Source organism: Deinococcus metalli (assembly GCF_014201805.1).
Lineage (GTDB): Bacteria > Deinococcota > Deinococci > Deinococcales > Deinococcaceae > Deinococcus > Deinococcus metalli.
In genome coordinates, this window is record NZ_JACHFK010000011.1 from 158404 (window position 1) to 182501 (window position 24098).

Below are 24098 nucleotides of genomic sequence, written 5' to 3' on the forward strand. Positions count from 1 at the left end.
ACCGCACAACGCTACGGAATCACCAGCTCGCCGCGCCAGCCCGGCTCCAGCGCCAGCAGCATGTCCAGCGGCGTGTCGCCGTGCTTGAGCAGGTATGCTAGGAAGTTCATCTCGCGCTCCTGCGGCACGCCGCGTGGCAGCAGGTGCGCCCGCAGGCGCGTGAGCTGCCCGCTGCGCTCGTCCTCCCGGCGGGCCAGGGCGCGGGTGCCGAGGGTCCGCAGGTGCTCCACCCGGGCCAGCGTGCGCGTGCGCGTGCGCTCGACCGCGCCGACCAGCGTAAGATCGAGGTCGGCGATGCCGTCCGCGAGGTGCCGGAACTGCGCCTCCAGACTCGACAGCGTGTCCTGCGACAGCGCCGCCGCGCCGCGCTCGCGGGCCAGGGCGCGGCCCAGGACGCCCTCCGGGTCCGCCTGCACCGCCGCGGCGGTCGTGTCCAGCCGGGAGAGCAGCCGGGCGACGTTCGGTTCCAGCCAGGTGACGCTCAGGCGCGGCCACAGCAGCGGCTGCTCCAGGCCGTGCAGCGGGTAGACGTCCTGCAACTCCGCGCCGTACGCGATCTCGCCCGGGCCCACCACGAAGGCCAGGGTGGGCAGCATCGTGTCCTGCACGATGGGGCGCAGGCCCGCCGCCGGCGTCACGCGCGTGGGGTCGGCCTCCAGCACGGCCAGCAGCTCGTCCGTGGTGTAGGGCCGGGTCTCGGTGCGCAGCTCGTGGCCGTCCACGCGCAGCAGCCGGCGCTGCCCGTCGTCCTCCTCGAGGAACACATTGGTTGCGCCCGGCGGTCGCCGCAATTGCGGCACGAAGCCGGCCGCCTCAAGCCGCTGCGCCGCCGCCTCGATACGCTCTGAGGAGGCCAGCGGAGCGCGCAGTTCGCGGGCCAGTGCGGGGGCCATCAGCCGGGCCAGGGCCGGGTGCAGCGGGTCGAGCACCAGCAGGCCTGCGCGGCCCAGCAGGCCGTGGATCAGCCGGGCGAACACATCCGCGTAGCTGCCGCCCGCCGCCGCGGCGCTCAGTACGCGCCGGCGCACGCGCTCGACGTGCTCGGCGGGCGCGTCGAAGGCGTCCAGCAGGGCGAGGGCCTGCGCCGTGTAGTCGTCCCGCCACGGCAGCCGGCCCACCGGGCGGCCCTGGGGCAGGTCGAAGGTGACGTGGTGCAGCGTCTCGGACAGGTCGAGCAGGGTGGTCGACGCGACCTCGGCCGCGTCGTGGTCCTGGCTGGCGATCCAGTACACGGCCACCACGGGCGCGTCCTCGGTGTCGAGCTGACGGGCCAGCAGCGCGGCGTCCGCGCCCTTGTGCACGGAGTACGCCGGGCCGGTCAGGGCGCCCGCCTGCTGGCCCGTCACGACCACCCGCGACGCCGGATGCGCCAGCCGCCCGAGCTGCGCCTCGACGTTCGCATCCAGCGTGCCCAGCGCCGCGTGGTACGCCCGCAGCGCTCCCACCAGCGCGTCCCGGTCGATGTCCGGCCGGGGGCTGGCCGCCGCGCCTGTCAGGTCTCCGGGCCGCAGCCGGACGAAGTCGCCCAGCCCTCCCGCCATGTACTCCGCCGCCACACTCCGCGCCACTCCGATCCCATTCCTTCCCACCCGGACGGCTCCGTCCGGGCAGCTCAACTCGACTTCAGTGTTCGGCCGTCACGCCCGCACGGTCAGCGCAGCGGCTCCTGCATCGCGCGCGTCAGACCGTCCTTGTCCGTCAGGACGATGCGGCGGTAGCCGATGTCCAGTAGGCCGCGCGTGCGGAAATCTCCCAGCAGCTTCGTGATCGTCTCGCGCGTGCTGCCCACCACGTGCGCGAGGTCCTGGTGCGACACACGGTCGCGCAGGGCCAGCGTGCCGCCCGGCGGCCATCCGCCCTCGCGCTCCGCGAGGTTCAGCAGCGCCAGCGCCAGCCGCTGCGAGACCTCCAGGAACACCAGGCCCGACAGCCGCTCCTGCACGCCGCGCGTCTGCCGGGTGAGCTGCTCGCCCAGCGCGACCGCCACCGACGGCTGCGACTGCCGCACGCGCGACAGCACGTCCTGGCCCAGCAGCAGCGCCTCGGTGTCGTCCATCGCCTCGGCGTACATGCCGTAGCGCGCGCCCGGCGTGAGGCTGCCCACGCCCAGCAGGTCGCCCGGTCCGTGGACGTCCAGCGTCACCTCGCGCGCGCCGGAGCCGAGCCGGTACAGCCGCACCGCGCCGCGCGTGAGGAGAAACAGCGTCTCGGCCGCGTCCTCCGGGTGGAACAGCAGACCGCCGCGCGACCAGCGGCCGGCGCGGCCGGCACTCTGCAGTTGCGCCTGCGCGTCTGCAGGCAACACACCAAACGCTCCGGGCAACATGCGTAGCAGTATGCCGTACCCGCCGGGCCCACAGCGCACGGCCGCGCCGCCGCGCATTACAATTCCCGCAGCATGACCGTCCCGACCCTGCCGCCCCGGCTGTCGCTGTTTGACCTGCCGCTCGATCCCGTCACGCTCGACCACGCACTGGACACGCTGGGCGGGTGGATGTTCCGGGACGCGCGTACGCCGCACACGGTCGTCACTCTGAACCCGGAATTCATCGTGCAGTGCCAGAGCCAGCCGGACTTCGTGGCGGCGATCCAGGCGGCGGATCTGGTGACGGCCGACGGCGTGGGCATCGTGTGGGCCGCCCGGCAACTGCTGCACCAGGACGTGCCGCGCGCGCCCGGCTACGACCTCGTGAAGGGATTAATGGAACGCCACCGGGGCGACCTGAAGGTGTTCATGCTGGGCTCCAAGCCCGGGGTGGCCGAACTCGCCGCGCAGAATGCCGTGCGCGACTACGGCATCCAGGTGGCGGGGACGCACCACGGCTACTTCGACCTGCCCGAGGACCAGCGGGTCGCGGAACTCGTGCAAGGCAGCGGCGCGCATCTGCTGCTGACGGCCATGGGCGCCCGGCGGCAGGAGACCTTCAACCAGTACTGGCGGCAGGTGATGGGCGTGCCCGTCATGATCGGCTGCGGCGGCGTGCTGGATGTGCTGGCGGGCAGCGCGCAACTCGCGCCGGACTGGACGCGCCGGATGGGCGTCGAGTGGATCTGGCGGGTGGCCGGCGACCGCAAGCGCTGGGGCCGCGCGCCCCGGCTGTTTCAGTTCACGCAGATGGTGCAGGCGGAGAAACGCAGGCCGCGCTGAGGCTCATTTGGCGACGGTGGCCAGCGCTCCGTCCAGCAGCTCCAGCATCTCAGCCACTTCCGCCGACGTGATGCTCAGCGGCGGACCCAGCAGCAGGTGGTCGCCGCGCACGCCGTCCACCGCGCCGGAGCCAGGGTAGGTGAGCAGGCCGCGCCCGCGGGCGGCGGCGGACACGCGCTCTGCGATGCCCGGCTGCGGGAAGGCCTCGCCAGTGGCCGGATCGCCCAGGAGCACGCCCAGCAGCAGGCCGTGCCCGCGCACCTCCAGCACGTGCGGGTGCCGGGCCGTCAGCTCCCGCAGGCCGGCCATGAGCTGAGTGCCGCGTTCCCGCGCCGCCATCACCAACTTCTCGCGCTGCACGATGTCCAGCACGCTCAGGCCGGCGGCCACGCTGACCGGGTGCCCCGCGTACGTGAAGCCGTGCTTGAACGCGCCGCTGCCGTCCATGACGGTGGCGTACACCTCCGGGCTCGCCATCACGCCCGCCAGGGGCGCGTACCCGGCCGCGAGGCCCTTGCCGAGCACCACGATGTCCGGCGTGGTGTCCCCGCCCAGCCGCACGGCCAGCGGCGCGCCGCAGCGGCCCATGCCGCTCATCACCTCGTCCGCGATGAACAGCACGCCGTACTCGCGGCAGATCGCCGCGACCGCCGCGTGATACCCGGCGTTCGGCGCGAGCGCCGCGTCGGACGCACCCACCACCGGCTCGCAGATGAACGCCGAGACCGTGTCCGGCCCGGCCGCCTCCAGCAGCGCGCGCAGCCGTTCGGCGTCGTCCTGGCCGGACATCGTCGGGTCGGGTTTCGGCATCTTGGGCCATGCGTCCTCGCGCATCAGCGGCGCGTACAGGGCCCGCCGCGCGCCCATCCCCGACGCCGCCAGGGCGCCCAGCGACGCGCCGTGGTAGCTCGGCACCCGCGTGACCACCCTGAAGCGACCGGGCTCGCCGCGCTCAACGTGATATTGCCGGGCGAGCTTGATCGCGCTCTCGTTCGCCTCGGAGCCGCCGGCCACCGCCCACAGCCGGAAGTCCGGCAGGTCCAGGAACGTGGCGAGGCGCGACGCGTAGTCCTCCAGCACGTCGCTCGTGAACTGCGAGCCGTGCACGAAGGCCAGTCGGCGCGCCTGGGCGGCCATGGCGTCCGCCACCTCGGCCCGACCGTGGCCGACGTTCGCCACCAGCGCGCCGGAACTGCCATCCAGATAGCGCGTTCCGGCCGCGTCGTAGAGGAAGACGCCGTCGGCGCGGACGGCCTGCGGATAGGAGGTGCTGCTGCGGTAGAAGACGTTTGACATGGATGCCTTTCGGAGATCTGCCCTGCACGGAGAAGTGGGCCGGGCCTACCACGTGTCGCCACCCGACGGCGGCGGCCACAGCCCCAGCGCCTGCCGGATCACGACGACCTGACCCAGGTGGTACACGCCATGCCCGGCGAAGGAGGCGAGGGTCGCGGCCCACGGCTGCCCCTGCGGCGTGCTTCCGGACATGAACGCCGGGTCGCGCGCGAGGTCGCGCAGGCGGGCCTGGGCGGTCAGGAGGTCACGTCGGAGCGTGTCCCACGCGCCGGGCTCAGGCCAGCCGCCGGCCGCATGCTCGGGCCACGGGCGCGCGTCGCCGGCGGCGGCGTCCAGCAGCCACGCCTGCCAGAACTGCACGTGGGCGGCGACCTGCCCCACGGCGTGAGGCAGGCCGGCGGGCACGCGCAGGGCGTCCGCGGCGTCCAGTCCCTCCAGCGCGCGCTCCCACGACACGTTCGCCGGGCCGCCCAGGAACAGGTTCCCGACGGCGCGCTCGGCCGGCCCGCTCACCACGTATCGCCGCCGCCGGGCGGGGGCCACGCGCCCAGCGCCTGGCGCACCGTCACGACCTGCCCGAAGTGGTGCGCGGTGTGCAGCGCGAAGTCGGCCAGCAGTTCCCCGATGGTCTCCTCGTGGTTCACGGGGTTGGCCAGATCGGGCCGCGCGGCGTGCGTGTCCACGCGGGCCAGCAGCTCGTAGAACTCGTTGCGCACGCGGCCCCACTCGGCCGCGTCCACCTCGGGCCACGTGTCGGCGGCGCGTTTGGGGTACGGCTGCGCCTCGCCCATCTCGATGATGTCCAGCATCCAGCGGTTCCACCAGTTCACGTGCGCCACCAGTTCCGCCACCGAGTGCGGCAGGCCCGGCGGGCGGGTGGTGGCCACGTCGGCGTCCAGGCCGCTCAGGGACGCCTCCACGCCCACGAAGGCCTGTCCGCCCCGGAAGAGTTTGGGCAGCAGCCGGGCGAAGGCCAGCTGCGCGCGCGCGTTGCGGTCGTCGGTGGGGGAGGCGTCGCTCATGCGTGCAGTCTCGCACCGCCGCCGCGTAGGCTGCGGACATGATGAAGGCGGACGAAGTGCTGCGGATCGCTATGGCCCGCGACCTGGGCCTCCCGGTGCTGACGTGGGCGGAGGTGAACACGGTGGTCGGCGCGGCCCTCGGCGTGCGCGGCGTGATCTTCACGGAGGCGGACGTGGCCCCGGAGTTCTTCCGGCTGGGCAGCGGGCTGGCCGGCGAGGTCTTCCAGAAGTTCACGAATTACCGCGTGGCCGTCGCCCTGGTCGTGCCGGACCCCGCGGCCCACGGTGAGCGCTTCGAGGACCTCGTCCGCGAGCACCGCCGCCACCCCCTGATCCGCATCGTGCAGGGCGAGGCCGAGGCCCGCGCGTGGCTGGAGTCGCTGCCGTGAGTGCATGTCAGTACCGCTGGGCGATGGTCTTGGTCTGGAGAAACCAGAACAGGTAGTCCGGGCCGCCCACCTTGGCGTTCGTGCCGCTCATGCCGTAACCGCCGAAGGCGTGCGTGCCCGACAGCGCGCCGGTGCACTTGCGGTTCACGTACAGGTTACCCACGTGCATGCGCTGGCGGGCCGCGGCGATCTTCGCGGGGTCGCGGCTGTAGAACGACGCGGTCAGGCCGTACTCGCTGTCGTTCGCCAGGGCGATCGCGTGCTCCCACGACTCCGCGCGCGTGAAGGTCAGCACCGGGCCGAACAGTTCCTCCTGGAATAGGGAATCGCCGGGCGCCACGTCCGCCAGGATGGTGGGGGAGACGTAGCCGCCGGTGCGCTCACCGGTGTCGGGGCGGTCGCCGCCCAGCACCAGCCGCGCGTCGCCGTGCTTGCCGGCCAGCGCCGCCATGATCCGCTCGGCGCTGCGCTCATGGATCACCGGGCCAAGGTCCGCGTTGTCCTCCGGCAGGCCGCCGCGCAGCGTGCGGGTCAGGGACACGACCTTCTCCAGCAGGTCGTCGTACACGTCCGCCTCCGCGATCACGCGTGAGCACGCGCTGCACTTCTGGCCGCTGTACCCGAACGCGGCCTGCACGATGCCCAGCGCGGCGGCGTCCACGTCGGCGTCGGCGCAGACCACTGTGGGGTCTTTCCCGCCCATCTCGGCAATCACGCGCTTGAGCCACGTCTGTCCTGGCTGCACCCGCGCGGCCCGCTCGTAGATGCGGCAGCCCACCGCCTTGCTGCCCGTGAAGGCGATCATGCGGACGCGGGGATGGTCGACCAGCGGATCGCCCAGCACGTCGTTCGTACCGGTCAGGAACTGGATCACGCCGCGCGGCAGCCCGGCCTCGAACAGCAGCTCGACCAGCAGGTAGCTCGACAGCGGCGTCTCCGGCGCGGGCTTCCAGATCACGGTGTTTCCGGCGGCGATCGCGCCCAGGGCCATGCCCAGTGGGATCGCGCTGGGGAAGTTCCACGGACTGATGCACGCGACCACGCCCAGCGGCTCGTACACCGTGGTGACGTGCTCGTCCGGCATGGGAGCCACCGGCTTGCCCTGCGCCCAGCGCAGCGCCTCACGCGCGAAGACCTCGAAGTGATCGACCGACTCGGCCACCTCGCCGTCCGCCTCGGTCCAGTTCTTGCCGTTCTCCAGGGTCATCACGGCGTTGAACTCCAGGCGGCGCGCACGCAGCAGGGTCGCGGCCCGCTTGAAGATGCTGGCGCGTTGCAGCGGATCGCTGTAGCGCCACTCCTCGAAGGCGTCCGTCGCGGCCTGCACCGCCCGCTCCAGCTGGTCCGGCGTGGCGTTCTGGGCGTACCACACGGTCTCGCGGGTGTCGGCGGGATTGCGCACGGCGGTGGTGCCGTCGCCGTGTTCTTCTCGCCCGCCGATGATCAGGGGCAGGGTGCGGCCCACGTGCTGCTCGCGCACGGACCGGAACGCGGCGCGCTGCGCTTCGGCCACAGTGGGATCGGAATAGCGGTGGTACGGCTCGTGCTCGAAGGGCAGCAGTCCTGCCAGCATCGTCTGGGTCATGGGCGTCTCCTTGTGGTGGCGCGAGCCTAACACGGCCACCCTGGGAGCGGAAGATGCGCTGTCAGACGCACAATTTCGTCCGTTTCCACCTCGACAGGGTGGCCTGTCGCCCCCTGTGGACTTTGCAATTGACAGGCGGTCACGCCACGGTCATGTGGCGCGCTCCACCATCTCTCCACCCGGGCCACATCCGCGCCCGACGCCCGCACCCGGAGGTCACGATGCATGTTCCCGCCATTCCGCACGGCTCCCACCCCATCGGCAATTACCGCCTTGAGGTCGATCCACACGGCGGCTCCCTGATCCGGGTGCAGGTGGCCGGCGCGTGGCACACCGTCACGCCCGCCACGGCCGAGGAGGGCCGCACCCTCATCAGCGTGCTGCATTCCCCGTTCGCGTGCGTGGAGGAGGGCTGGATCGTCGGCCGGCGCTCGCCCTGAGTCAGTCCGCCGGTCGGCCCGCCCACAGCGCCGCGCCGATCAGCCCGGCGTCGGCGCCCAGCTCCGCGTGCACGATTTCCGGGCGGTAGCGCGGCGGGAAGTGCTCCAGGGCCATGCGCACCCGGTCCAGGTATCCGCTCCGCAGGCCCACGCTGCCGCCCAGCGCGACGCGCGTGATGCCCAGCAGGGCGGCCACGTCCGCGCTCTTCCACGCGATCAGTGCCGCAGAGCGCGAGTACGCGGCCTCGGCGCGCTCGTCCCCGGCCTCGGCGGCGTCACACAGCGCGCGCGCGTCCACATGCCCAAGCAGGTGGGCTCGGGCGTTCAGGGCGGTGCCACTCGACTCGAATTCCAGCGGCCCCAGGGCGCCCAGCGGCGGCACCGGGGTGCCCGGCGCCCACGCCGCCGGCACCGACACGAAGCCGAGTTCCGCGTCCAGGCCGTTGCCTGCCAGGTGCAGCCGCCCGCCCAGGATCAGGCCCGCGCCCACGCCGGTGCTGACCGTCACGAACATGAACTCCGGCGCGCCCCGACCGGCTCCAGCCTGCGCCTCGCCCCACGCGGCGGCCCGGGCGTCGTTCAGCGCCCGGCACGGCAGGCCCAGGCCCCCACTCAGGCGCTGTGCGAGGGGAATGTCCACCCAGCCCGGGAAGGTGTGCGTGGCGGTCGCCGTGACGCGGCCCTGCGCCACCGCGCCCGCGCACGCCACGCCCAGGGCGGTGGCCCGCGCCGCCAGCGGGCGGGCCAGGGCCACGGCTGCGGGAATCACGGCGTCCGGGGTGGACGGTTTGGGCGTGGCGGCCTCCACGCGCTCCGTGATCCGGCCGCCGACCACCAGGGCGGCGCGCATGGACGTGCCGCCCACGTCCAGGGCCAGCAGCGCTCCGCTCACGCCCGCCCCCGCACCGTCAGGGGAAAGACGCCGGTGAACAGCCGCGGCCAAGCCAGCCGCGGTGGTCCGGCCGTGAGGTCCAGGCCCTCGGCGGCGAAGTGCGTGTCCCACAGCGCCTGGATACGCGGCGTGATCACGTCCCGCAGGTGCGCCTCGGCCGCGTCCCGCTGTGCGCCCAGGTCGAAGGGACTGGGGTCCACCAGGCGGGACCGGACCTCGCTGCGGGCCCAGCCCTGGTACAGCGCGTCGTCCACCATGCGCGAAAACAGCGCGCCGGCGTGCTCGGCGCGGTCCGTGACCAGCGGGGCGAGCTTCCCGAACGCGACGGCCGAGCCCAGCGTGTTTCCGGCCGTGTTCCACGCGCTGTAGCCGGCCAGCCGGGCGAGGGAGAGCGGCTGCATCAGGCGCCACAGCCGCCACTCCGCGCCGTTCGGGTACGCGATGTCCGCCACGCTGACCGTCCGGCCGGCCGCCAGGTCGGCGCGCAGGTCGTCCACGAAGGCGGGCAGGTGGCGCTGCGCGGTGTCCACGGTGGCGTAGTCCGGCTGCCGGTGCGCCTGCCGCGAGCCCGGCGTGTTCACGGCCAGCACGAAGTCCGCCTCGGCAGCGGTGTCGGCGGGCACGCAACCGGCGGCGCGCAGGTGGGCGCGCACGAGATCCCCGGCGGGACGGTCCTCGTACAGCAGGCCCGCGCGGGCGCCGTCCGTGCCGCTGTAGCGCACCCACACCCGCGCGGTCTCCGGCCGCAGGGCGCGGGCCAGCAGCGCGCACGGCACCTCGTCCGCGCCGGGATAGATATCGAGGTGCTCCCACACGCCCAGGTCGTCGGCGCGGGCCTCCAGCAGGCGGCGGTCGTAGGCGGCCAGGCCGTACTCGGTCGTGTCGTCCAGGGTCACGCACAGGTGCGACAGCACGCCGGCGTGCAGCAACTCCAGCGCCCGCAGGTGCAGCGCCCGGTTGCGCTCGCGGGTGCCCAGCCAGTCGGCCAGGACGTCCTGCGGCACGGCGGCGCGGGCGGCGTCCAGCGCGGCACGCTCGCCCGCGCCGTGGCGGGCGTGGCGGTCGAAGGCCGCCGAGTACGCCCGCAGTTCCCGGCCCCACTGACCGTAGTACGGCTTTTCCTCGTGCGGATCGTTGTCGTGGGCCACCCGCACGATCACGCCCGCTGCGTAGATCCGTACGGCGGGGTGGCGGGACTTCACGCGCTCCAGCACGCCCAGCCGCGCCTGCGCGCTGCTCACGTCGTCCGGCACCCGCCGCGCAGGAATCATGCCGCCCAGGCACAGCGTCTCGATGCTCACCACCAGCACGTCCGCGTCCGCCGCCTCGCGCTCCAGCCACGCCGCAAGCGCGTCCGTGTCGCCCGGCGTGAAGAATTCCGGCAGCGCCTGGGGCGGCGGCACGCGCACCTGGGCGCCGGTCATGCGGGCGAGCTGCGCGGGCAGATCGAGGGTGGGGGGGCGGGTGTCCGGCGGAATCAGCAGCACGCGGGGCGAGGGGGGCATCCTGTCCAGCCTAGAGCACCGGACGCAGCACGCGCCCCACCGGTCGGCGGGGCGCGTGCTGCGTCGGCGGGTTCAGGCAGCCAGGGGTTTGGTGCGGGTGTCCTTCCAGATGCCGCGGCTGCCGGCGTGCAGCGTGCCGGGCCGTGCGGCGGGGGAGGGCGTCGGGAGGGAGCGGGGCTGCGGCCCGGCGGGCAGGATCAGTGTGGGCGTCTGCATGGGGGCCTCAGCGGAATTTCCCGGCGAGCGCGCCGACGTTCAGCGTTCCGGCGCCCAGCTGGAGGTTGAAGAGTAGGTCCTGGTTGAGCGTGGCGCTGGCCTTCACGGCGGTGATCACGGACGCGCTGCTGGCGCCGGTGGACAGCGCCAGGGCCAGCGCGCCGGCCACGGCGGGGGCCGCGAAGGACGTGCCGCTGGCCTTCACCAGGCGGGCATCGGGGTAGGTCGTGAGCACGAGTTCGCCCGGCGCGGTCATGGACATGTTGGCGCCGTACTGCGTGAACGCCGACTTCTGCAGGCCCAGCGTCACGCTGCCGACCGCGAACAGGCCGCTGTTCACGCCGAAGGTGGTCCCCAGACCGGCGCCGGGATACACGATGCCCTGCGTGCCGGCGTTCCCGCTGGAGTTCACGACCAGGACACCCTGCGCCAGCGCCGCGCTGATCGCGGTGTTCAGCGCGACCGAGTTGCTGGTCGAGCCGAGCGACAGGTTGATCACGCGGGCGCCGACGCTGACCGCGCGGTTCACGGCCGCCGTGACATTCGAGATCCTGCCGGAGCCGTCCGGCGCCAGGGCGCGCATGGGAATCACCTTGGCGTTCGGGGCGATCTGCAGGACGATTCCCGCGACTGCGGTGCCGTGGCCGTACTTGCCGCCCGTGTTCTCCTCCTGGGGGTTCCCGTCGCCGCCCACGTAGTCCCAGCCGCCTGCGCTGTCGATGCGGCCCTGCAGCAGCGGGTGGGCCATGTCAAGGCCGGTGTCGATCACGGCGACCTTCACGCCGCTGCCCAGCTCGGGAATCTTCTGCTGCGCGGTGGAGAGGCCGAGCCGGTTCCAGTAGGCCGTGGCCGAGGTCAGGTCGGTGTTGTTCAGGAAGCTCGTGCCGCCCGCCCACGTGATGGCCCCACCGGCCCACGTGGTCAGGCCGCCGGCCCAGGTGGTCAGGCCGCCGGCCCACGTGGTCGCGCCCAGCGCGTCCGCCTCGGGGTCGTCGGTCAGGACCTTCATCACGCCGTCGGGCTCCACGCCCAGCACGCCGGCGTCGAGGCTGCCCAGTGCCTGCGTGCTCATGCTGCCGGGCGCGAGGGTACCTGCGGTGGCGGCCGGCACGCTCAGCACGGCGCGGCCCGTCGTGTGGTCGAACACCAGCACCTGGGCGCCGCTCAGCGCCGCGCTCAGGGCCGCGCTGGTCACGCCCGGGCCGATCCGCAGCGTCACCAGCTGCCGGTCGCCGCCGGCGTCGGTGCCGGTCGGGGCGCCCACCGACGGCGTGGTGCCGCAGGCCGTGATCGCCATGGCCAGGACCGCCATCGACATGAGAGGGAAAGAACGGATGCGTTTGGTCATGGGCAGGGCCTCCGGGAAGAGCGGCTGGCCGCCTCACTGGCCACCAGGGTCTTCGACACATGAAGTTTTCCTCACGCGTGTGACTGCCCCGTGACCTTTCAGACCCCAAAGTCACTCCCCGGCGGGGGCAGCCGGCCGCGCGCCAGCGCCTCGCCGGCCTCGCGCCGGAGCTGTTCACATTCGAGTCACATTTTCGCCCCAGTCCGAGGGGCGCCCTGACATTTGACCGTCCTGGACGCCCCGTTTCGCTGTCAGAGTGCTGTCAGAACGCGCCCGGCGGCCTGCGTCAGCCCATGCCCTTGAGGTTCGTGACCACGTCCGCGATGGCCTGCTGCGCGCTGCCGTACAGCATGGAGGTGTTCTCGCGGTAGAACAGCTCGTTCTCGATGCCGCTGTAGCCGGCGCCCTTGCCGCGCTTGACCACGATCACCTGGGCGGCGCGGTCGGCGTCCAGGATCGGCATGCCGTAGATCGGACTGGCCTTGTCGTGCCGCGCGACCGGATTCACCACGTCGTTCGCGCCGATCACCAGCGCCACGTCCGTCAGCGGGAAATCCGCGTTGATCTCCTCCAGGTCGAAGATCTTGTCGTAGGGCACACCTGCCTCGGCCAGCAGCACGTTCATGTGGCCGGGCATGCGCCCCGCGACCGGGTGGATGGCGAAGCGGACGTCCACCCCGGCGCCTTCCAGCAGCTTGGCCATCTCCTGCACCTTGTGCTGCGCGCCCGCGACCGCCATGCCGTAGCCCGGCACCACGACCACCCGCTGCGCGTAGCGCATCATCGCGGCGGCGTCCAGCGCGCTCAGTTCGCGCATGGTGCCGGCCACGCCGCTCCCGCCGCCCTGCGCCTCGCCGGTCATCGGCGTGAAGATGATGTTCGAGATCGGCCGGTTCATGGCCCGCGCCATCAGCTGCGTGAGCAGCGTGCCGGACGCGCCCACCACGATCCCCGCGATGATCAGGGCCGGGATGCCCAGCACGTAGCCCTCGAAGCCCACCGCGAGGCCCGTGAAGGCGTTCAGCAGCGAGATCACGACCGGCATGTCCGCCCCGCCGATGGGCGACGTGAGCACCACGCCCAGCAGCAGCGCCAGCACGTAGAACAGCACCAGCACGGCCGGCGTGCCCCCGGTCGCCACCGTCAGCAGACCCAGCAGGACGACCACGGCGGCCAGCGCGGCGTTCACGGTGTTCTGGGCGGGCAGGCGCCACGCGCGTTTCATCACGCCCTGCAATTTCAGGAACGCGACCACCGAGCCGCTGAACGCCACGGAGCCGATCAGCGAGCCCAGCACTGCCAGCGTGAGCGGCAGGGCGCCGTGCACCTCGCCCCGCGCGAACTCCAGCGCCGCAATCGCCGCCGCCGCGCCGCCGCCCATGCCGTTGTACACCGCGACCATCTGCGGCATGTCGGTCATCTTCACGACGCGGCCCAGGTACCACGCGGCGCCGCCGCCCAGCACGATCGCCAGCAGCATCAGGCCGATGTTCCCCAGGCCCGGTGTCAGGAAGGTCACGATGGTTGCCAGGACCATGCCCACGCCCGCCCACACGATGCCGCGCCGCGCGGTGGCCGGCGACGACATGGCTTTCAGGCCGAGGATGAACAGCGCCGCCACCACGACGTACGTCAGGTCGATGAAGGTCTGCATGCCTACTTCACGCGCTCCGCGCCGGGCATCGCGGGCGCTCCCCGCCGGTCGCTGCGGAACATGGCCAGCATCCGCTCGGTGACCACGTAGCCGCCCGCGGCGTTCGCGGCGCCGAGCAGCACGGCGAAGAAGCCGATGGCCTGCTCCAGCGGCGAGGCCGCATGGCCCAGCGCGACCATCGCGCCGACCAGCACCACGCCGTGCACGAAGTTCGAGCCGGACATCAGGGGCGTGTGCAGGATCACGGGCACGCGCGCGATCACCTCGTAGCCGGTGAAGGCGGCCAGCATGAAGATGTACAGATAGAACAGGTCCATAGGGCATCCTCCGGGATGGAGAGGCGATCAGGCGAGGGCGAGGGCCTGTCGGACACGGTCGTTCACAACGGCCCCCGCGTGCGTCAGGGCGGTGCCAGCGAGCACCTCGTCCTGCCAGTCGAGGCTGAGTTCGCCGTCCCTCACGAACGGAGCCACGAAGTTCAGCAGGTTCTTCGCGTACATCTCCGAGGTGTGCACCGGCATCCGCGACGGCAGGTGGGTCGGCCCCGCCACGCGCACGCCGCCGATCACGACCTCCTGGTCGGCCACGGTGCCCTCGACGTTCCCGCCCGTCTCGGCCGCGAGGTCCACGACCACGGAACCCGGCTTCATGCCCGCGAGCATGGCCGCCGTGACGATCACCGGCGCGCGTCGCCCGGGAATGGCGGCGGTCGTGACGATCACGTCGCTGCCCGCCACGGCCCGCGCGAGTTTTGCGGCCTGCGCGGCCGTCTCGCCCTCGGTCAGTTCGCGCGCGTAGCCGCCGGTGCCCGCCGCCATGATGCCGGTGTCCACGAACTTCGCGCCCAGCGACTCAATCTGCTCGCGCGTCTCGGGCCGCACGTCGTAGGCCTCGACGATGGCGCCCAGCCGCCGGGCGGTCGCAATCGCCTGGAGGCCCGCCACGCCCGCCCCCACCACCAGCGCCCGCGCGGGCCGGATGGTACCCGCCGCGTACGTCAGCATCGGGAAGAACTTCGGTGCCAGGCTGGCCGCGATCAGCGCGCCCTGGTAACCGCTGGCGGCGCCCTGAGAGGACAGCACGTCCATCGACTGCGCCCGCGAGATGCGCGGCAGGAGTTCCATCGCGAACGCCGTGACCTGCCGCTCCTGCAACGTCCGGATGCGCTCCGCACTTGCATACGGCTGGAGCAGGCCGACCAGCACCGTGCCGGGCCTCAGCGTGGCCAGCACCTCGTCCGGCGGCGGCCCCAGCACCCACAGCAGGTCAGCCCGCGCGGCCACCTCGGCGGCCGAGTCCACCCACGTCACGTCCGGGTAGTCGTCCTCCGGGTACGGCGCGCGGGCCGCCGCGCCGCGCTGCATCACGAGCTGCACGCCGAGCCCCGCGAGTTTGCGGGCCACGTCCGGCACGAGGGGCACCCGGCGTTCGGCCGGATCGTCGCTCACCATCACTCCCACCACTGCTGCCATGCGCCTCCCGGTCCAGCCGTTGGTCTCGCCTCGCTGCGTTGTCGGTGCCTTACCCTATCCCGACTCGCCGCCGCGACCCAACTGCACGCCGGCCCTCACTCCGCCCACGCGCGCACCACCTTCAGGGTGTGGCCGTCGGCGTCCACCACGGCCACCAGCGCGCCGCCGTGCGTGACCACGTGCCGGCCCAGCGCCGGATGCGCGGGCCGCTTGCCCTGTCGCAGCTGCTGCGCCGTCAGGGCGTCCACCTCGGTCCGGGGGTACTCCAGCGCGTCCAGATCGCCCAGGCCCGTGGCGTCGGCCACGGCGTCCAGCGGCACGGCAGTGTCCAGACCGTGCCGGCCCACCCGCGTGCGCACCAGGCCCGCGAGGTGCGCGGGCACGCCCAGCGCCGCGCCCAGGTCGCGGGCCAGCGAGCGCAGGTACGTGCCGCTGCCCACCCGCGCGCGGATCAGCAGCGTGGGGTGCTCGCCCAGCGCCGCCGGCAGCGTGAACGTCCGGCCGGTCGCGTCCGGCGCCCAGCCGTCCGGGGTGGGGGAGAAAACCTTCGGTGCGGCCTGCACGCTGGGAAAGACGCCGAGCAGGTCCAGGTCGTGGATCACCACGGAGCGCGCCGGCAGGTCGAGTGCTCCGCCCGCCCGCGCGACCGCGTAGGCCCGCTGCCCGCCGACCTGGATCGCGGAGTACTGCGGCGGTACCTGCTGCTGCGGGCCGGTCAGGGCCGACAGGGCAGCGCGGACCATGTCCGTGTCCAGCTCGGGAACGGGCGCGGTCATGTCCACCGGCCCCTCGGCGTCCAGCGTGACGGTGGACGCGCCCAGGGCCACCCACGCGAGGTAATCCTTGCTGTCGGCCTCCATGAACTGCACGAGTTTGGTGCTGGCGTCCACCGCGAGTACCAGCACCCCGGTCGCCAGCGGGTCGAGGGTGCCGGTGTGGCCCACCCGGCGCGTCCGGCGGGCGCGCCGCACCCGGTCGACCACGTCGTGCGAGGTCAGGTTCAGGGGTTTGTCCACGGCGATGACCGGCATGCGCCCGAGGCTAGCAGAGCGCGGCAGGGCCGCCCGCCCGGGCGCAGGGCCGCACCGTGCGGCTACACTGGGCGGCGTGCTGCGCGCCGTCTTCCTGATCACCGGCCTGGTCTTTGCCCTGACCGGGCTGTACCTGTACTTCCTGCCGCCCACGGTGGCCGCGCTGCTCGGCGTCGCGCCGCTGTGGCTGGCGCGCGTCGCGGGCGGCGTGGTGCTCGCGTGGGGCGCGTCCACGCTGGCCGGCAGCGCCCGCCCCGACGGCCTGCGCACCGGCGCGCTGGTGGGCGGCAACCTGCTGGTCGTGGCGTCGCTGGTCGCGCCGGTCATTGCGGCGGGCAGCGCTCTGCCACCGACCGCGCGACCGCTGCTGCTGGGCATCGCCGCGCTGCTGGGCGTGCTCGCGGCGGCGGCGGTCCTCGCGTACCCCTCCCGGCGGCGCGGCCTGTGAGTGAGCGGCTGCACAAGCGCCTCGCGCGGGCGGGCGTCGCGTCCCGCCGCGCGGCCGAGGCGATGATCACGGCCGGCCGCGTGACCGTGAACGGCGAGGTCGCCACCCTGGGCCAGAGCGTGACCGAGGCCGACGACGTGCGGGTCGACGGCCAGCTCATCGAGACGCAGCGTGCCCCGGCCCGCACGTTCGTGCTGTACAAGCCGGTCGGGTACGTGACCACCGCCAGCGACGAGTACGGCCGGCGCACCGTGCTGGACGCCATGCCGGCCATTCCAGGCCTGCACCCGGTGGGCCGGCTCGACCGGGACTCCGAGGGGCTGCTGATCCTCACCACCGACGGCGACCTCACCCTGACGCTCACGCACCCGCGCTACGGCCATGAGAAGGCCTACCGCGCGTGGACCGGCGGCGACCACGACCCGACCGCTGACGAGCTGGACGCGCTGGTGGACGGCATCACGCTCGCGGACGGGCCGGCCCGCGCGATCAGCGCGTCCCCCGCGAGCGGCGGCGCGTTCATCGTGCTGGGCGAGGGGCGCAAGCGGCAGGTGCGCCGCATGCTCGCCGCCATCGGGCACCCGGTCACGCGGCTGATGCGCTACCGCACCGGCGGCCTGTGGCTGGGCGACCTGGACGTGGGCGAGTACCGCGAACTCGGCCCGGACGACCTGGCCGACCTGATGCGGCCGACCGGTGCGGGCTCGCCCAACTGGGATCGCAACTGGGACCTGATGCGGCGGCGCTGGGGCTAGGCCGCACCTGCTATGCTCCTCCCTTGCGGGGGAATGCACGGCCGCGCCCGGGCGTGAGTCCGGGTGAGGAAAGTCCGGGCACCGCAGGGCAGGATGCCAGCTAACGGCTGGTCGGCGAGTCGAGCGCCCACCCGCGCGCCGCAGCGGGTGGAGAGCGGCGAAGCCGAAGGACAGTGCCACAGAAACCAGACCGCCAGCGTCATGCAGTCCCGGCGCGGACGACGCTGGTCAGGGTGAAACGGTGCGGTAAGAGCGCACCAGATGTCCGGGGAACCGGGCGTGCTGGTAAACCCCATCCGGTGCAAGACCCGACAGTGCGCGAGGGCGGCCCGCCCGTTGACCGCCAGGATGGTCGCTCGAGGCGTCTGGCGACAGGCGTCCCAGAGAGATGGCCGCGCAGCCACGCAAGTGGCGGACAGAACCCGGCTTACAGTTCCCCCGCACCACCCACCCCGGCCGCCCGCCGGGGTCTTTCACGCCCGCCGGGCGTCCAGCGCCGCGATCACGAAGCCCGCGATCAGCAGCGCCCCGCCGATGGGCGTGACCGCGCCCAGCCAGCGCACGCCGCTCAGCGCCAGGACGTACAGGCTGCCGCTGAAGATCACGGCGCCCAGCGTGAGCCACAGCCCGGCGCGCTGCGGGCGGCCGCTGCTGCCCAGCGCGAGCAGCGCCAGCGCGGCGTACATCTGGTAGCGCACGCCGGTCTCGTAGTCCGCGAGCAGGTCGGTGCCCAGGCGGGCTTTCAGGGCGTGCGCGCCGAAGGCCCCCAGGGCGATGCCGATAGCGGCGAGGACCGCGCCGGCCTGGGCGGTGGGAAAGGAACGCGTGGCAGGGGTCATGTCCGCAGGGTAGGGCGGGGGAGGCAGTGGGAACGTCCCGGGGTGGTGCCGGGTGGGTGAACCGTGGAGCTGCCGTTCACCCACCCCCTCCCACCCGCGCCGGAAGTGCTACTTTATGCGTCAGGGACGGCACTTCACGGTTGCCAGCCCGCTCTGCACAGCAGGCCGCTTCGCGCACTCCGGGGGAGACCGGTGGGAAAAGCGAAGGGATCTGGGGGGAAAGCGGGGGAAAAAGTGGGAATGGGTGGTAATTCGTGGTAGGGCTTGTTACACTCCGTGCAACAGCCTGAAACGGGACTCCATGCACCTTTTCAGGCTGATCAGCCTGCCCGCCCCGAACCACGCATTGTGGGACGGGGTGGGAACGCAAAGGAGTGGAGTTGCCGTTCGGAGAGTTCCCGTACACCATCGACGACAAGGGGCGTGTGGTCATGCCGCCGCCCTTCCGGGAGTTCGTCGAGGACGGGATGATTCTCACGCGCGGCATGGAAGGGTGCCTGTACGTCTTCCCGCTCGCCAGCTGGCGCCGGGTCGAGGAGCAGCTCGAGGGCCTGCCCCTCACGGACGCGGAGTCGCGTTCCTTCGTGCGCTTCTTCTACTCCGGTGCGAACAAGGCCCGGCTGGACAACCAGAGCCGGGTGTCCATCCCGCAGACGTTGCGCGCCTTCGCCCAGCTCGACGGCGACGTGATCGTGGCGGGCGCTCCGGGCCGGCTGGAACTGTGGAGTCCGGCCCGCTGGGAAGCCGCCATCAGCGCCGTGCAGGACAACCCGCCCAAACCCGACCTCCTGAGCAACTTCGTGGCGTGACCATGACCGATTCCATGACCGATTTCCCCCTGACCCATACGCCGGTGCTGGCTGCCGAGGTGCTCGACGCGCTCGCCCCCGCGCCCGGCAAGGTATACGTGGACGGCACGCTGGGCGGCGCCGGACACACCGGGCTGCTGCTGGACGCCGGCGCGGCCGTGTACGGCATCGACCAGGATCCCTACGCGCTCGAGCGCGCCCGCGCGGCTGACCGGCCCGGCCTGACCGTGCTGGAGGGCAACTACCGCGACATGCCGCAGCTGCTCGCCGGGGCCGGCGTGACTGCGGTGGACGGCGTGCTGCTCGATATCGGCGTCAGTTCCTTCCAGCTCGACGACACGCAGCGCGGCTTCTCGTACCACTCGGACGCGCCGCTGGACATGCGCATGAGCCAGTCCGGCGAGAGCGCCGCCGACGTGGTGAACACCTACCCCGAGGAGGAGATCGCCGCGATCCTGTACGAGTACGGCGAGGAGCGCCACTCGCGCCGCCTCGCGCGCGGCATCGTGTATGCCCGCGAGCGCGCGCCCATCGAGACGACCGTGCAGCTCGCAGACATCATCAAGCGCTCGTACCCTGGGCATTCCAAGGGTATCCACCCGGCGCGGCGCTCGTTCCAGGCGCTGCGCATCCACGTGAACGACGAACTCGGCGCGCTGCGGGACGGCCTGGCCGGTGCCGAGGCGCTGCTACGGCCTGGCGGTCGCGTGGCGGTCATCTCGTTCCACTCGCTCGAAGACCGCATCGTGAAGCGCTTCCTGCAGGCCAGCGGGTCGCTGCGGCCGCTGACCAAGCGCCCGGTCGTGGCGACCGAGGCCGAGCAGGCCGACAACCCGCGCGCCCGCAGCGCCAAACTCCGCGCCGCCGAGAAACGGGCCGCCGGGGAGGACGCGTGACCCGCCTGCGCCGGCCGGGCCTGCCCACGCTGGACACCAGCGCCGCCACGTGGCGCGGCCGGGCGCTGCGTTATCTGCTGATCTACCTGCTGCTGCTCGTGGCCCTCGTGGCCGTGCGGTATCTCACGAAGGACGTGCGCACGACCCTCAAGACCGTGACGGACCGTGAGGCCCGCCTGACTGCCGAACGGTCCACCCTGGCGGTCGAGGTGCAGTCGCTGTCGAATGGGCAGCGGGTCCGCGAGTGGGCCTTCGCGAACGGCATGCACCGCTTCGCGGAGGCCGAGAAGGTCACCCAGCCCATTCCCACGCCGAAGCCCGCTGCGGTTCCCGCCGCCGTCCCGTCACCACGCCGCACCGTGGAGGTCAGAACCCAGTGGAAGTGAAGATCAGACGACGTTCCGTGCTCATGCAGGTCATCGCGACCGTGCTGTTCCTCAGCCTGGTGGTGGCCTACGCGCAGCTCGAGTGGGGCACGCCGCAGGGCGTGAAGGCGGTGCCGGTGCAGGCGCGCGGCAGCATCTTCAGCGCGGATGGCAAGGTCCTGGCCCGCAGCGTGAGCAGCGGCCGCGTGTACCCGCAGGGTCCGCTGGCCGGGCAGGTGCTCGGCATGATGGGCGCCACCGAGGGCCTCGAGGGCCTGGAGTACGCCTTCAACCACGAACTCGCGGCCGGGCAGGACGTCAACCTGACGCTGGACAGCGGCATTCAGACGGCAGCCGAGGCGGCGCTTGCGCGGGCCGTTCCGGAACACCAGGCGGAATACGGCTCGGTCGTGGTGATGGAGACGCAGACCGGGAAGGTGCTCGCCGCCGCGAGCTACCCGCCGTTCGATCCCAACCGGTGGCGCGATTACCCGGCCAGCGCGCGCCGCAACCGGCCGTTCCTGGACGTCTTCGAGCCGGGTTCGACCATCAAGGGACTGGTCGTGGCAGCGGCGCTGAACGAGGGCCTGACCACGCCCGAGACGACGTACAGCACGCCCATGCGCCGGCACGTGGGGGGCCGCTGGGGCAGCGTGATCAACGACGCGGTGGCGCACCCGCCCACCCTGACCACCCAGGGCATCCTGCGGTACAGCAGCAACGTGGGCATGAGCCACATGGTCGAGCCCTTTGCGCCGGAGCGCATGCGCGGTTACCTCACAAAGTACGGCTTCGGCACGTACGTGGACATGCCGGTCGTACCGACCGCGAAGGGCACGTTGCAGCCCCTGCGGCGCTGGGACGAACTCGTGCGCGCCACCAACGCCTTCGGGCAGGGCATGAGTTCCACCGTGCTGCAACTCGCCTCCGCGTACAACGCCCTGGCGAACGACGGCATGTACGTCTCGCCCCGGCTGGTGGCCGGCATGCCCGCGGGCACCCGGCACGAGGTGCTGCGGCCCGAGACCGCGCGCAGGACGCGGGCCATGCTGCAGAAGGTCATCGAGGAGGGCATCCCGGGCATGGCCGGAATCAAGGGCTATGAGATCGCGGGCAAGACCGGCACGGCGCAGGTCGTGGTGGACGGCCGCTACTCCGCGACCGTGTACGACAGCGTGTTCGCGGGCTTCTTCCCGGCGTCTGCTCCGCGCGTGACCGTGACGGTGATGGTTCACGGTGCCAAGGTGCACTACCACGGCGCGCAACTGGCCGCGCCTATCTTCAAGGACATCTCGACCGAGGTCCTGTCGCGCTGGGGCGCGATCCCCACGGTCAAGCCCGCGCCGCCGAAGACGCCGTAAGTTCGGCGCTCCGCCTCGGAGCGTGTTCCACCGTCTGGGCCGACAGTGATGATAGGTGAGTCCACAACATGTGAGCACGGTGAGAATCGCGGATTCGTCACATCGTCAGAGCGCGTTACCCCGGCCGTGACAGCTGCTGACTGACGGGCCAAGCGTAATGTGAATCACGCTTATGTGGGTCTTGGTCCCGAATATGAGAAGATTTGGGCGGTCAGACCCCCATTCTGTGTGCTACAGAATGAGAATCTAAATGAAAAGATGAGACAAGGTCTCATGAACACACTGCGTTCTAGACGGCAAAAAGGGGAGATCGGCCGATCAGACTCGCGGCAGGCTCCTTTTTGCATGAGTCTTAACCGGCTCTATTCTTAGAAAACTGCCATATGAGCCCCTTAGCCTCATCTTCGAAGTTGAGGGGGGGTGCGTGTTGCGCTGCCCGACACTTCGGACATCCGACCGTCCACCACGCCCCCGAGCGTGGCCCTGCAATCACAACCGACCCGAAGGAGAAGTATGGCCCATGCCGTCTTTCGCTGGCTCGCCAGCATCGCGTTGAGCCTGAGTGGCCTCGTCGCCGCTGCCACGCCCGCCCTGCCCGATTCGTCCCTTGCTGTCACCGCCGTCCAGGACGCCCTGGCCACCGCGCCGTCCGCCGCGTCCCAGACCGCTGGCGACGCCGCCCAGTTGCGTGCCGAGACCGTGGCCCGTGCCCAGAACGCCGACACCGTCGCCTACACCGCGGTGCGTGGCAAGGTCGCCATCGTCCGCGCCACCGCGTACAACAGCGTGCCCGGTCAGACCGACTCCACGCCGTTCATCACCGCGACCGGCACCCGCACGCGCCCCGGCGTGGTCGCCCTCAGCCGCGACCTGCTCCGCACGTTCCCGTACGGCACCAAGATCATGATCGAGGACCTCAGCGGCCGCTACAGCGCGCAGCTCAAGGGCCGCGTGTTCATCGTCGAGGACACCATGGCGGCCCGGAAGACGGGCAGCCTGGACATCTGGATGTCCACGCGCGGCGACGCGATGCGCTTCGGCGCCCGGCAGGTACGCATCACCGCCGTTCGCTGATCCGACCAGCTATCTAGAGCGGGTTCCCGGCCATGGGAGCCCGCTCTGCTGTTGCCCCCACGTCGTCCAGGGCACGCGCGGGCGTCTGCTATCCTCCGCTTCGCATGGCCATCCGCCCCCACGCCGAATCCCAGACGGCCCTGGCGTGGTCGCTGGCCCGCGCCCACCTGGCCCGCCGCCGCACCCAGAACGTCCTGACCATTCTGGGTATCGCGGTTGGCGTGATGGCGCTGATCGCCGCCCTGAGCCTGACGAACGGCTTTACCGGCGCGCTGGTCAACGCCACGCTGCGCGCCAGCCCGCACCTGAGCCTGACCGCCTACACGCCCGCCGCGCGTGACCGCGAACTCGAGGCGGCACTGAAGACCGACCCGGCCGTGGAGGCATTCACGCCCTATGTCGCCGACAAGGGCCTGCTCACCCGGCCCGCGGGCGGGGGCCGGCGGGCCGGCTTCGACTTCGTGACCCTGTTCGGCGTCACGCCCGACGCCGCCCGCGTGCTGCACCTGCAACCCGAGGAAAGTCAGGTGCTCGCGGCGCTGAAGCCGGGGCAGATCATGCTCGGCTCGGCCCTGGCGCGCTCCATCGGGGCGTTCACCTCCGACGAGCTGCGGCTGCTGAACAGCACGCAGAAGCGCACCACCCTGACGGTCGCCGGCGTGTTCACCACCGGCAACTACCTGATCGACAGCGCGTACGCGTTCACGTCGCTGGGCACCCTGCAGACCCTGCAGGGCATGCAGACGGTCACCGGGTACCAGCTGCGGCTGTCGAACCCCGACCTCGCTCCGGCCGTCGGGCGCGCGCTCACACGGACGCGGCCCTACAGCGCGCTGCCGTGGCAGGACATCTACGGCACGCTGCTCGACCAACTCTCGCTGCAGAAGAAGGTGATCACCTTCGTGGTCTTCCTGATCGTGGTCGTCGCGGCGTTCGGCATCGCCAACGTCCTGACGCTGGCCGTGTTCGAGAAGACGCAGGAGATCGCCATCCTGCGGGCCATCGGTGCCACGCGCAGCGTCATCACCCGGGTCTTCCTGCTCGAGGGCCTGACCCTGGGCATCGGCGGCCTGCTGGTGGGCAACCTGCTGGGCCTGGGCATCAGCGCGTACTTCACGGTGCGGCCCTTCCAGTTGCCGGGCGACCTGTACTTCGTGACATCGTTGCCGGTCGAGGTGCGCTGGACTGACCTGCTCGCCGTGAACGCCATGGGGCTGGTGACCACGCTGCTCGCGGCCCTGATCCCAGCCCGCCGCGCCGCCGGTATCGAGCCTGCCCGGATCATCCGCTGAGCCCTGGCGACGCCGCCCCCGAGCCTGACGGTGACCTGAAGCACTATTAACAATCCACGCAGGGAGGCTCATAGCGCGTCATGTTCCCCCCCGTAGGCTCATGGGCGGAGGCACACCATGAACAAGATTCTGATGATTCCGGCAGCCCTGCTGCTGAGCACGGCCGCGGCGGCACCGAAGATCAGCGCGCAGAGCATCATCGTGAACCCGACGACGCCGGACCTGAGCGTGTCGGTGCGGGTGGACAAGGACACCAGCGGG

General features: G+C 72.0%; 26 protein-coding genes, 1 other RNA gene and 1 pseudogene. 13 read left to right on the forward strand and 15 right to left on the reverse strand.

All coding sequences use genetic code 11. The features are described from left to right. Positions 1–11: 11 nt before the first annotated feature. Positions 12–1541: a bacillithiol biosynthesis cysteine-adding enzyme BshC gene (gene bshC / locus HNQ07_RS18670; RefSeq protein ID WP_221275190.1), complete on the reverse strand. Its 1530-nt coding sequence runs from the start codon at positions 1539–1541 to the stop codon at positions 12–14. A 110-nt stretch (positions 1542–1651) separates the two neighbouring features. Beyond that, positions 1652–2326, reverse strand: a complete 675-nt coding sequence (locus tag HNQ07_RS18675; protein WP_184114624.1) for a Crp/Fnr family transcriptional regulator — start codon at positions 2324–2326, stop codon at positions 1652–1654. A 72-nt stretch (positions 2327–2398) separates the two neighbouring features. On the opposite strand from HNQ07_RS18675, the gene HNQ07_RS18680 reads away from it, so the two are divergent. Continuing rightward, entirely contained in the window at positions 2399–3148 is a 750-nt protein-coding gene (locus HNQ07_RS18680) for a WecB/TagA/CpsF family glycosyltransferase (RefSeq protein WP_184114626.1), read from the forward strand. A 3-nt stretch (positions 3149–3151) separates the two neighbouring features. On the opposite strand, the gene HNQ07_RS18685 is transcribed toward HNQ07_RS18680, so the two are convergent. Genes HNQ07_RS18685 through HNQ07_RS18695 form a run of 3 tightly spaced genes read right to left on the reverse strand, consistent with a single transcriptional unit; the run spans position 3152 to position 5466 of the window. Beyond that, entirely contained in the window at positions 3152–4444 is a 1293-nt protein-coding gene (locus HNQ07_RS18685) for an aminotransferase family protein (RefSeq protein ID WP_184114628.1), read from the reverse strand. 45 nt (positions 4445–4489) lie between these two features. Beyond that, positions 4490–4957: a DinB family protein gene (locus tag HNQ07_RS18690; protein ID WP_229832184.1), complete on the reverse strand. Its 468-nt coding sequence runs from the start codon at positions 4955–4957 to the stop codon at positions 4490–4492. Further along, positions 4954–5466 carry a DinB family protein gene (locus tag HNQ07_RS18695; protein WP_184114632.1) on the reverse strand — a complete coding sequence of 171 codons (513 nt, stop codon included), beginning with the start codon at positions 5464–5466 and terminating at the stop codon, positions 4954–4956. The genes HNQ07_RS18690 and HNQ07_RS18695 overlap by 4 nt, the downstream gene beginning before the upstream one ends. A 38-nt stretch (positions 5467–5504) precedes the next feature. Between HNQ07_RS18695 and HNQ07_RS18700 the strand changes: the two genes are divergently transcribed. Next, positions 5505–5855, forward strand: coding sequence for a DUF4180 domain-containing protein (locus HNQ07_RS18700; RefSeq protein ID WP_229832186.1), 351 nt, complete (start codon positions 5505–5507; stop codon positions 5853–5855). A gap of 7 nt (positions 5856–5862) precedes the next feature. Here the strand turns inward: HNQ07_RS18700 and HNQ07_RS18705 are convergent, their stop codons facing one another. Next, the gene (locus tag HNQ07_RS18705) at positions 5863–7440 is read right to left on the reverse strand and encodes an L-glutamate gamma-semialdehyde dehydrogenase (RefSeq protein WP_184114634.1); all 1578 of its coding nucleotides are present in this window, start codon (positions 7438–7440) and stop codon (positions 5863–5865) included. Positions 7441–7661: 221 nt separating this feature from the next. Between HNQ07_RS18705 and HNQ07_RS18710 the strand changes: the two genes are divergently transcribed. Further along, on the forward strand, positions 7662–7880 hold the full coding sequence (locus HNQ07_RS18710) for a hypothetical protein (RefSeq protein WP_184114636.1): 219 nt from the start codon (positions 7662–7664) through the stop codon (positions 7878–7880). A 1-nt stretch (position 7881) separates the two neighbouring features. On the opposite strand, the gene HNQ07_RS18715 is transcribed toward HNQ07_RS18710, so the two are convergent. The 8 genes from HNQ07_RS18715 to truB all read right to left on the reverse strand — a co-directional run bounded on the left by HNQ07_RS18715 (position 7882) and on the right by truB (position 15998). Continuing rightward, positions 7882–8772 carry an ROK family protein gene (locus HNQ07_RS18715; protein ID WP_184114638.1) on the reverse strand — a complete coding sequence of 297 codons (891 nt, stop codon included), beginning with the start codon at positions 8770–8772 and terminating at the stop codon, positions 7882–7884. After that, on the reverse strand, positions 8769–10277 hold the full coding sequence (locus HNQ07_RS18720) for a DUF4127 family protein (RefSeq protein WP_184114640.1): 1509 nt from the start codon (positions 10275–10277) through the stop codon (positions 8769–8771). The genes HNQ07_RS18715 and HNQ07_RS18720 overlap by 4 nt, the downstream gene beginning before the upstream one ends. A 72-nt stretch (positions 10278–10349) precedes the next feature. Next, positions 10350–10493, reverse strand: coding sequence for a hypothetical protein (locus tag HNQ07_RS18725; RefSeq protein ID WP_184114642.1), 144 nt, complete (start codon positions 10491–10493; stop codon positions 10350–10352). A gap of 7 nt (positions 10494–10500) precedes the next feature. Then, on the reverse strand, positions 10501–11805 hold the full coding sequence (locus HNQ07_RS18730; protein WP_184114644.1) for a S8 family serine peptidase: 1305 nt from the start codon (positions 11803–11805) through the stop codon (positions 10501–10503). A gap of 322 nt (positions 11806–12127) precedes the next feature. After that, entirely contained in the window at positions 12128–13495 is a 1368-nt protein-coding gene (locus HNQ07_RS18735) for an NAD(P)(+) transhydrogenase (Re/Si-specific) subunit beta (protein ID WP_184114646.1), read from the reverse strand. Positions 13496–13497: 2 nt separating this feature from the next. Continuing rightward, a complete protein-coding gene (locus tag HNQ07_RS18740) occupies positions 13498–13812 on the reverse strand; it encodes an NAD(P) transhydrogenase subunit alpha part 2 (RefSeq protein WP_184114648.1) in 315 nt (104 codons plus the stop codon). A gap of 27 nt (positions 13813–13839) precedes the next feature. Further along, entirely contained in the window at positions 13840–14967 is a 1128-nt protein-coding gene (locus HNQ07_RS18745) for an NAD(P) transhydrogenase subunit alpha (RefSeq protein WP_184114650.1), read from the reverse strand. A 95-nt stretch (positions 14968–15062) separates the two neighbouring features. Further along, positions 15063–15998, reverse strand: a complete 936-nt coding sequence (gene truB / locus HNQ07_RS18750; protein WP_184114652.1) for a tRNA pseudouridine(55) synthase TruB — start codon at positions 15996–15998, stop codon at positions 15063–15065. A 76-nt stretch (positions 15999–16074) separates the two neighbouring features. Between truB and HNQ07_RS18755 the strand changes: the two genes are divergently transcribed. From HNQ07_RS18755 to rnpB, 3 genes are all read left to right on the forward strand, one after another. Then, entirely contained in the window at positions 16075–16446 is a 372-nt protein-coding gene (locus HNQ07_RS18755) for a hypothetical protein (RefSeq protein WP_184114654.1), read from the forward strand. Further along, positions 16443–17201: a pseudouridine synthase gene (locus HNQ07_RS18760; protein WP_184114656.1), complete on the forward strand. Its 759-nt coding sequence runs from the start codon at positions 16443–16445 to the stop codon at positions 17199–17201. Before HNQ07_RS18755 ends, HNQ07_RS18760 begins: the two co-directional genes overlap by 4 nt. A 25-nt stretch (positions 17202–17226) precedes the next feature. Continuing rightward, positions 17227–17647, forward strand: an RNA gene (gene rnpB, locus HNQ07_RS18765) — RNase P RNA component class A. Positions 17648–17674: 27 nt separating this feature from the next. On the opposite strand, the gene HNQ07_RS18770 is transcribed toward rnpB, so the two are convergent. Next, complete coding sequence (locus tag HNQ07_RS18770; protein ID WP_184114658.1) at positions 17675–18040, reverse strand: DUF423 domain-containing protein; 366 nt, start codon at positions 18038–18040, stop codon at positions 17675–17677. A 380-nt stretch (positions 18041–18420) separates the two neighbouring features. On the opposite strand from HNQ07_RS18770, the gene mraZ reads away from it, so the two are divergent. From mraZ to HNQ07_RS24190, 7 genes and pseudogenes are all read left to right on the forward strand, one after another. After that, positions 18421–18849 carry a division/cell wall cluster transcriptional repressor MraZ gene (mraZ, locus tag HNQ07_RS18775; RefSeq protein WP_184114660.1) on the forward strand — a complete coding sequence of 143 codons (429 nt, stop codon included), beginning with the start codon at positions 18421–18423 and terminating at the stop codon, positions 18847–18849. 2 nt (positions 18850–18851) lie between these two features. Then, on the forward strand, positions 18852–19745 hold the full coding sequence (gene rsmH / locus HNQ07_RS18780; RefSeq protein ID WP_184114662.1) for a 16S rRNA (cytosine(1402)-N(4))-methyltransferase RsmH: 894 nt from the start codon (positions 18852–18854) through the stop codon (positions 19743–19745). Next, entirely contained in the window at positions 19742–20131 is a 390-nt protein-coding gene (locus tag HNQ07_RS18785) for a hypothetical protein (RefSeq protein ID WP_229832190.1), read from the forward strand. Before rsmH ends, HNQ07_RS18785 begins: the two co-directional genes overlap by 4 nt. Further along, the gene (locus tag HNQ07_RS18790) at positions 20122–21471 is read left to right on the forward strand and encodes a peptidoglycan D,D-transpeptidase FtsI family protein (RefSeq protein WP_184114664.1); all 1350 of its coding nucleotides are present in this window, start codon (positions 20122–20124) and stop codon (positions 21469–21471) included. Before HNQ07_RS18785 ends, HNQ07_RS18790 begins: the two co-directional genes overlap by 10 nt. Positions 21472–21984: 513 nt before the next feature. Continuing rightward, complete coding sequence (locus HNQ07_RS18795; protein ID WP_184114666.1) at positions 21985–22545, forward strand: RlpA-like double-psi beta-barrel domain-containing protein; 561 nt, start codon at positions 21985–21987, stop codon at positions 22543–22545. 104 nt (positions 22546–22649) lie between these two features. Further along, the gene (locus HNQ07_RS18800; RefSeq protein ID WP_184114668.1) at positions 22650–23837 is read left to right on the forward strand and encodes an FtsX-like permease family protein; all 1188 of its coding nucleotides are present in this window, start codon (positions 22650–22652) and stop codon (positions 23835–23837) included. A 117-nt stretch (positions 23838–23954) separates the two neighbouring features. After that, a pseudogene (locus HNQ07_RS24190) lies at positions 23955–24098 on the forward strand (S-layer protein); the annotation flags it as partial.

Excerpts from the sequence above, each read along its gene's own strand:
- HNQ07_RS18795 (WP_184114666.1), top strand. The coding sequence starts at position 21,985 with ATGGCCCATGCCGTCTTTCGCTGGCTCGCCAGCATCGCGTTGAGCCTG.
- HNQ07_RS18725 (WP_184114642.1), bottom strand. The coding sequence starts at position 10,493 with ATGCAGACGCCCACACTGATCCTGCCCGCCGGGCCGCAGCCCCGCTCC.
- HNQ07_RS18720 (WP_184114640.1), bottom strand. The coding sequence starts at position 10,277 with ATGCCCCCCTCGCCCCGCGTGCTGCTGATTCCGCCGGACACCCGCCCC.
- HNQ07_RS18735 (WP_184114646.1), bottom strand. The coding sequence starts at position 13,495 with ATGCAGACCTTCATCGACCTGACGTACGTCGTGGTGGCGGCGCTGTTC.
- truB (WP_184114652.1), bottom strand. The coding sequence starts at position 15,998 with ATGCCGGTCATCGCCGTGGACAAACCCCTGAACCTGACCTCGCACGAC.
- HNQ07_RS18800 (WP_184114668.1), top strand. The coding sequence starts at position 22,650 with ATGGCCATCCGCCCCCACGCCGAATCCCAGACGGCCCTGGCGTGGTCG.
- HNQ07_RS18700 (WP_229832186.1), top strand. The coding sequence starts at position 5,505 with ATGATGAAGGCGGACGAAGTGCTGCGGATCGCTATGGCCCGCGACCTG.
- rsmH (WP_184114662.1), top strand. The coding sequence starts at position 18,852 with ATGACCGATTCCATGACCGATTTCCCCCTGACCCATACGCCGGTGCTG.
- HNQ07_RS18675 (WP_184114624.1), bottom strand. The coding sequence starts at position 2,326 with ATGTTGCCCGGAGCGTTTGGTGTGTTGCCTGCAGACGCGCAGGCGCAA.
- HNQ07_RS18730 (WP_184114644.1), bottom strand. The coding sequence starts at position 11,805 with ATGGCGGTCCTGGCCATGGCGATCACGGCCTGCGGCACCACGCCGTCG.
- HNQ07_RS18705 (WP_184114634.1), bottom strand. The coding sequence starts at position 7,440 with ATGACCCAGACGATGCTGGCAGGACTGCTGCCCTTCGAGCACGAGCCG.
- HNQ07_RS18770 (WP_184114658.1), bottom strand. The coding sequence starts at position 18,040 with ATGACCCCTGCCACGCGTTCCTTTCCCACCGCCCAGGCCGGCGCGGTC.
- HNQ07_RS18740 (WP_184114648.1), bottom strand. The coding sequence starts at position 13,812 with ATGGACCTGTTCTATCTGTACATCTTCATGCTGGCCGCCTTCACCGGC.
- bshC (WP_221275190.1), bottom strand. The coding sequence starts at position 1,541 with ATGGCGGGAGGGCTGGGCGACTTCGTCCGGCTGCGGCCCGGAGACCTG.
- HNQ07_RS18745 (WP_184114650.1), bottom strand. The coding sequence starts at position 14,967 with ATGGCAGCAGTGGTGGGAGTGATGGTGAGCGACGATCCGGCCGAACGC.
- HNQ07_RS18680 (WP_184114626.1), top strand. The coding sequence starts at position 2,399 with ATGACCGTCCCGACCCTGCCGCCCCGGCTGTCGCTGTTTGACCTGCCG.
- HNQ07_RS18710 (WP_184114636.1), top strand. The coding sequence starts at position 7,662 with ATGCATGTTCCCGCCATTCCGCACGGCTCCCACCCCATCGGCAATTAC.
- HNQ07_RS18685 (WP_184114628.1), bottom strand. The coding sequence starts at position 4,444 with ATGTCAAACGTCTTCTACCGCAGCAGCACCTCCTATCCGCAGGCCGTC.
- HNQ07_RS18695 (WP_184114632.1), bottom strand. The coding sequence starts at position 5,466 with ATGAGCGACGCCTCCCCCACCGACGACCGCAACGCGCGCGCGCAGCTG.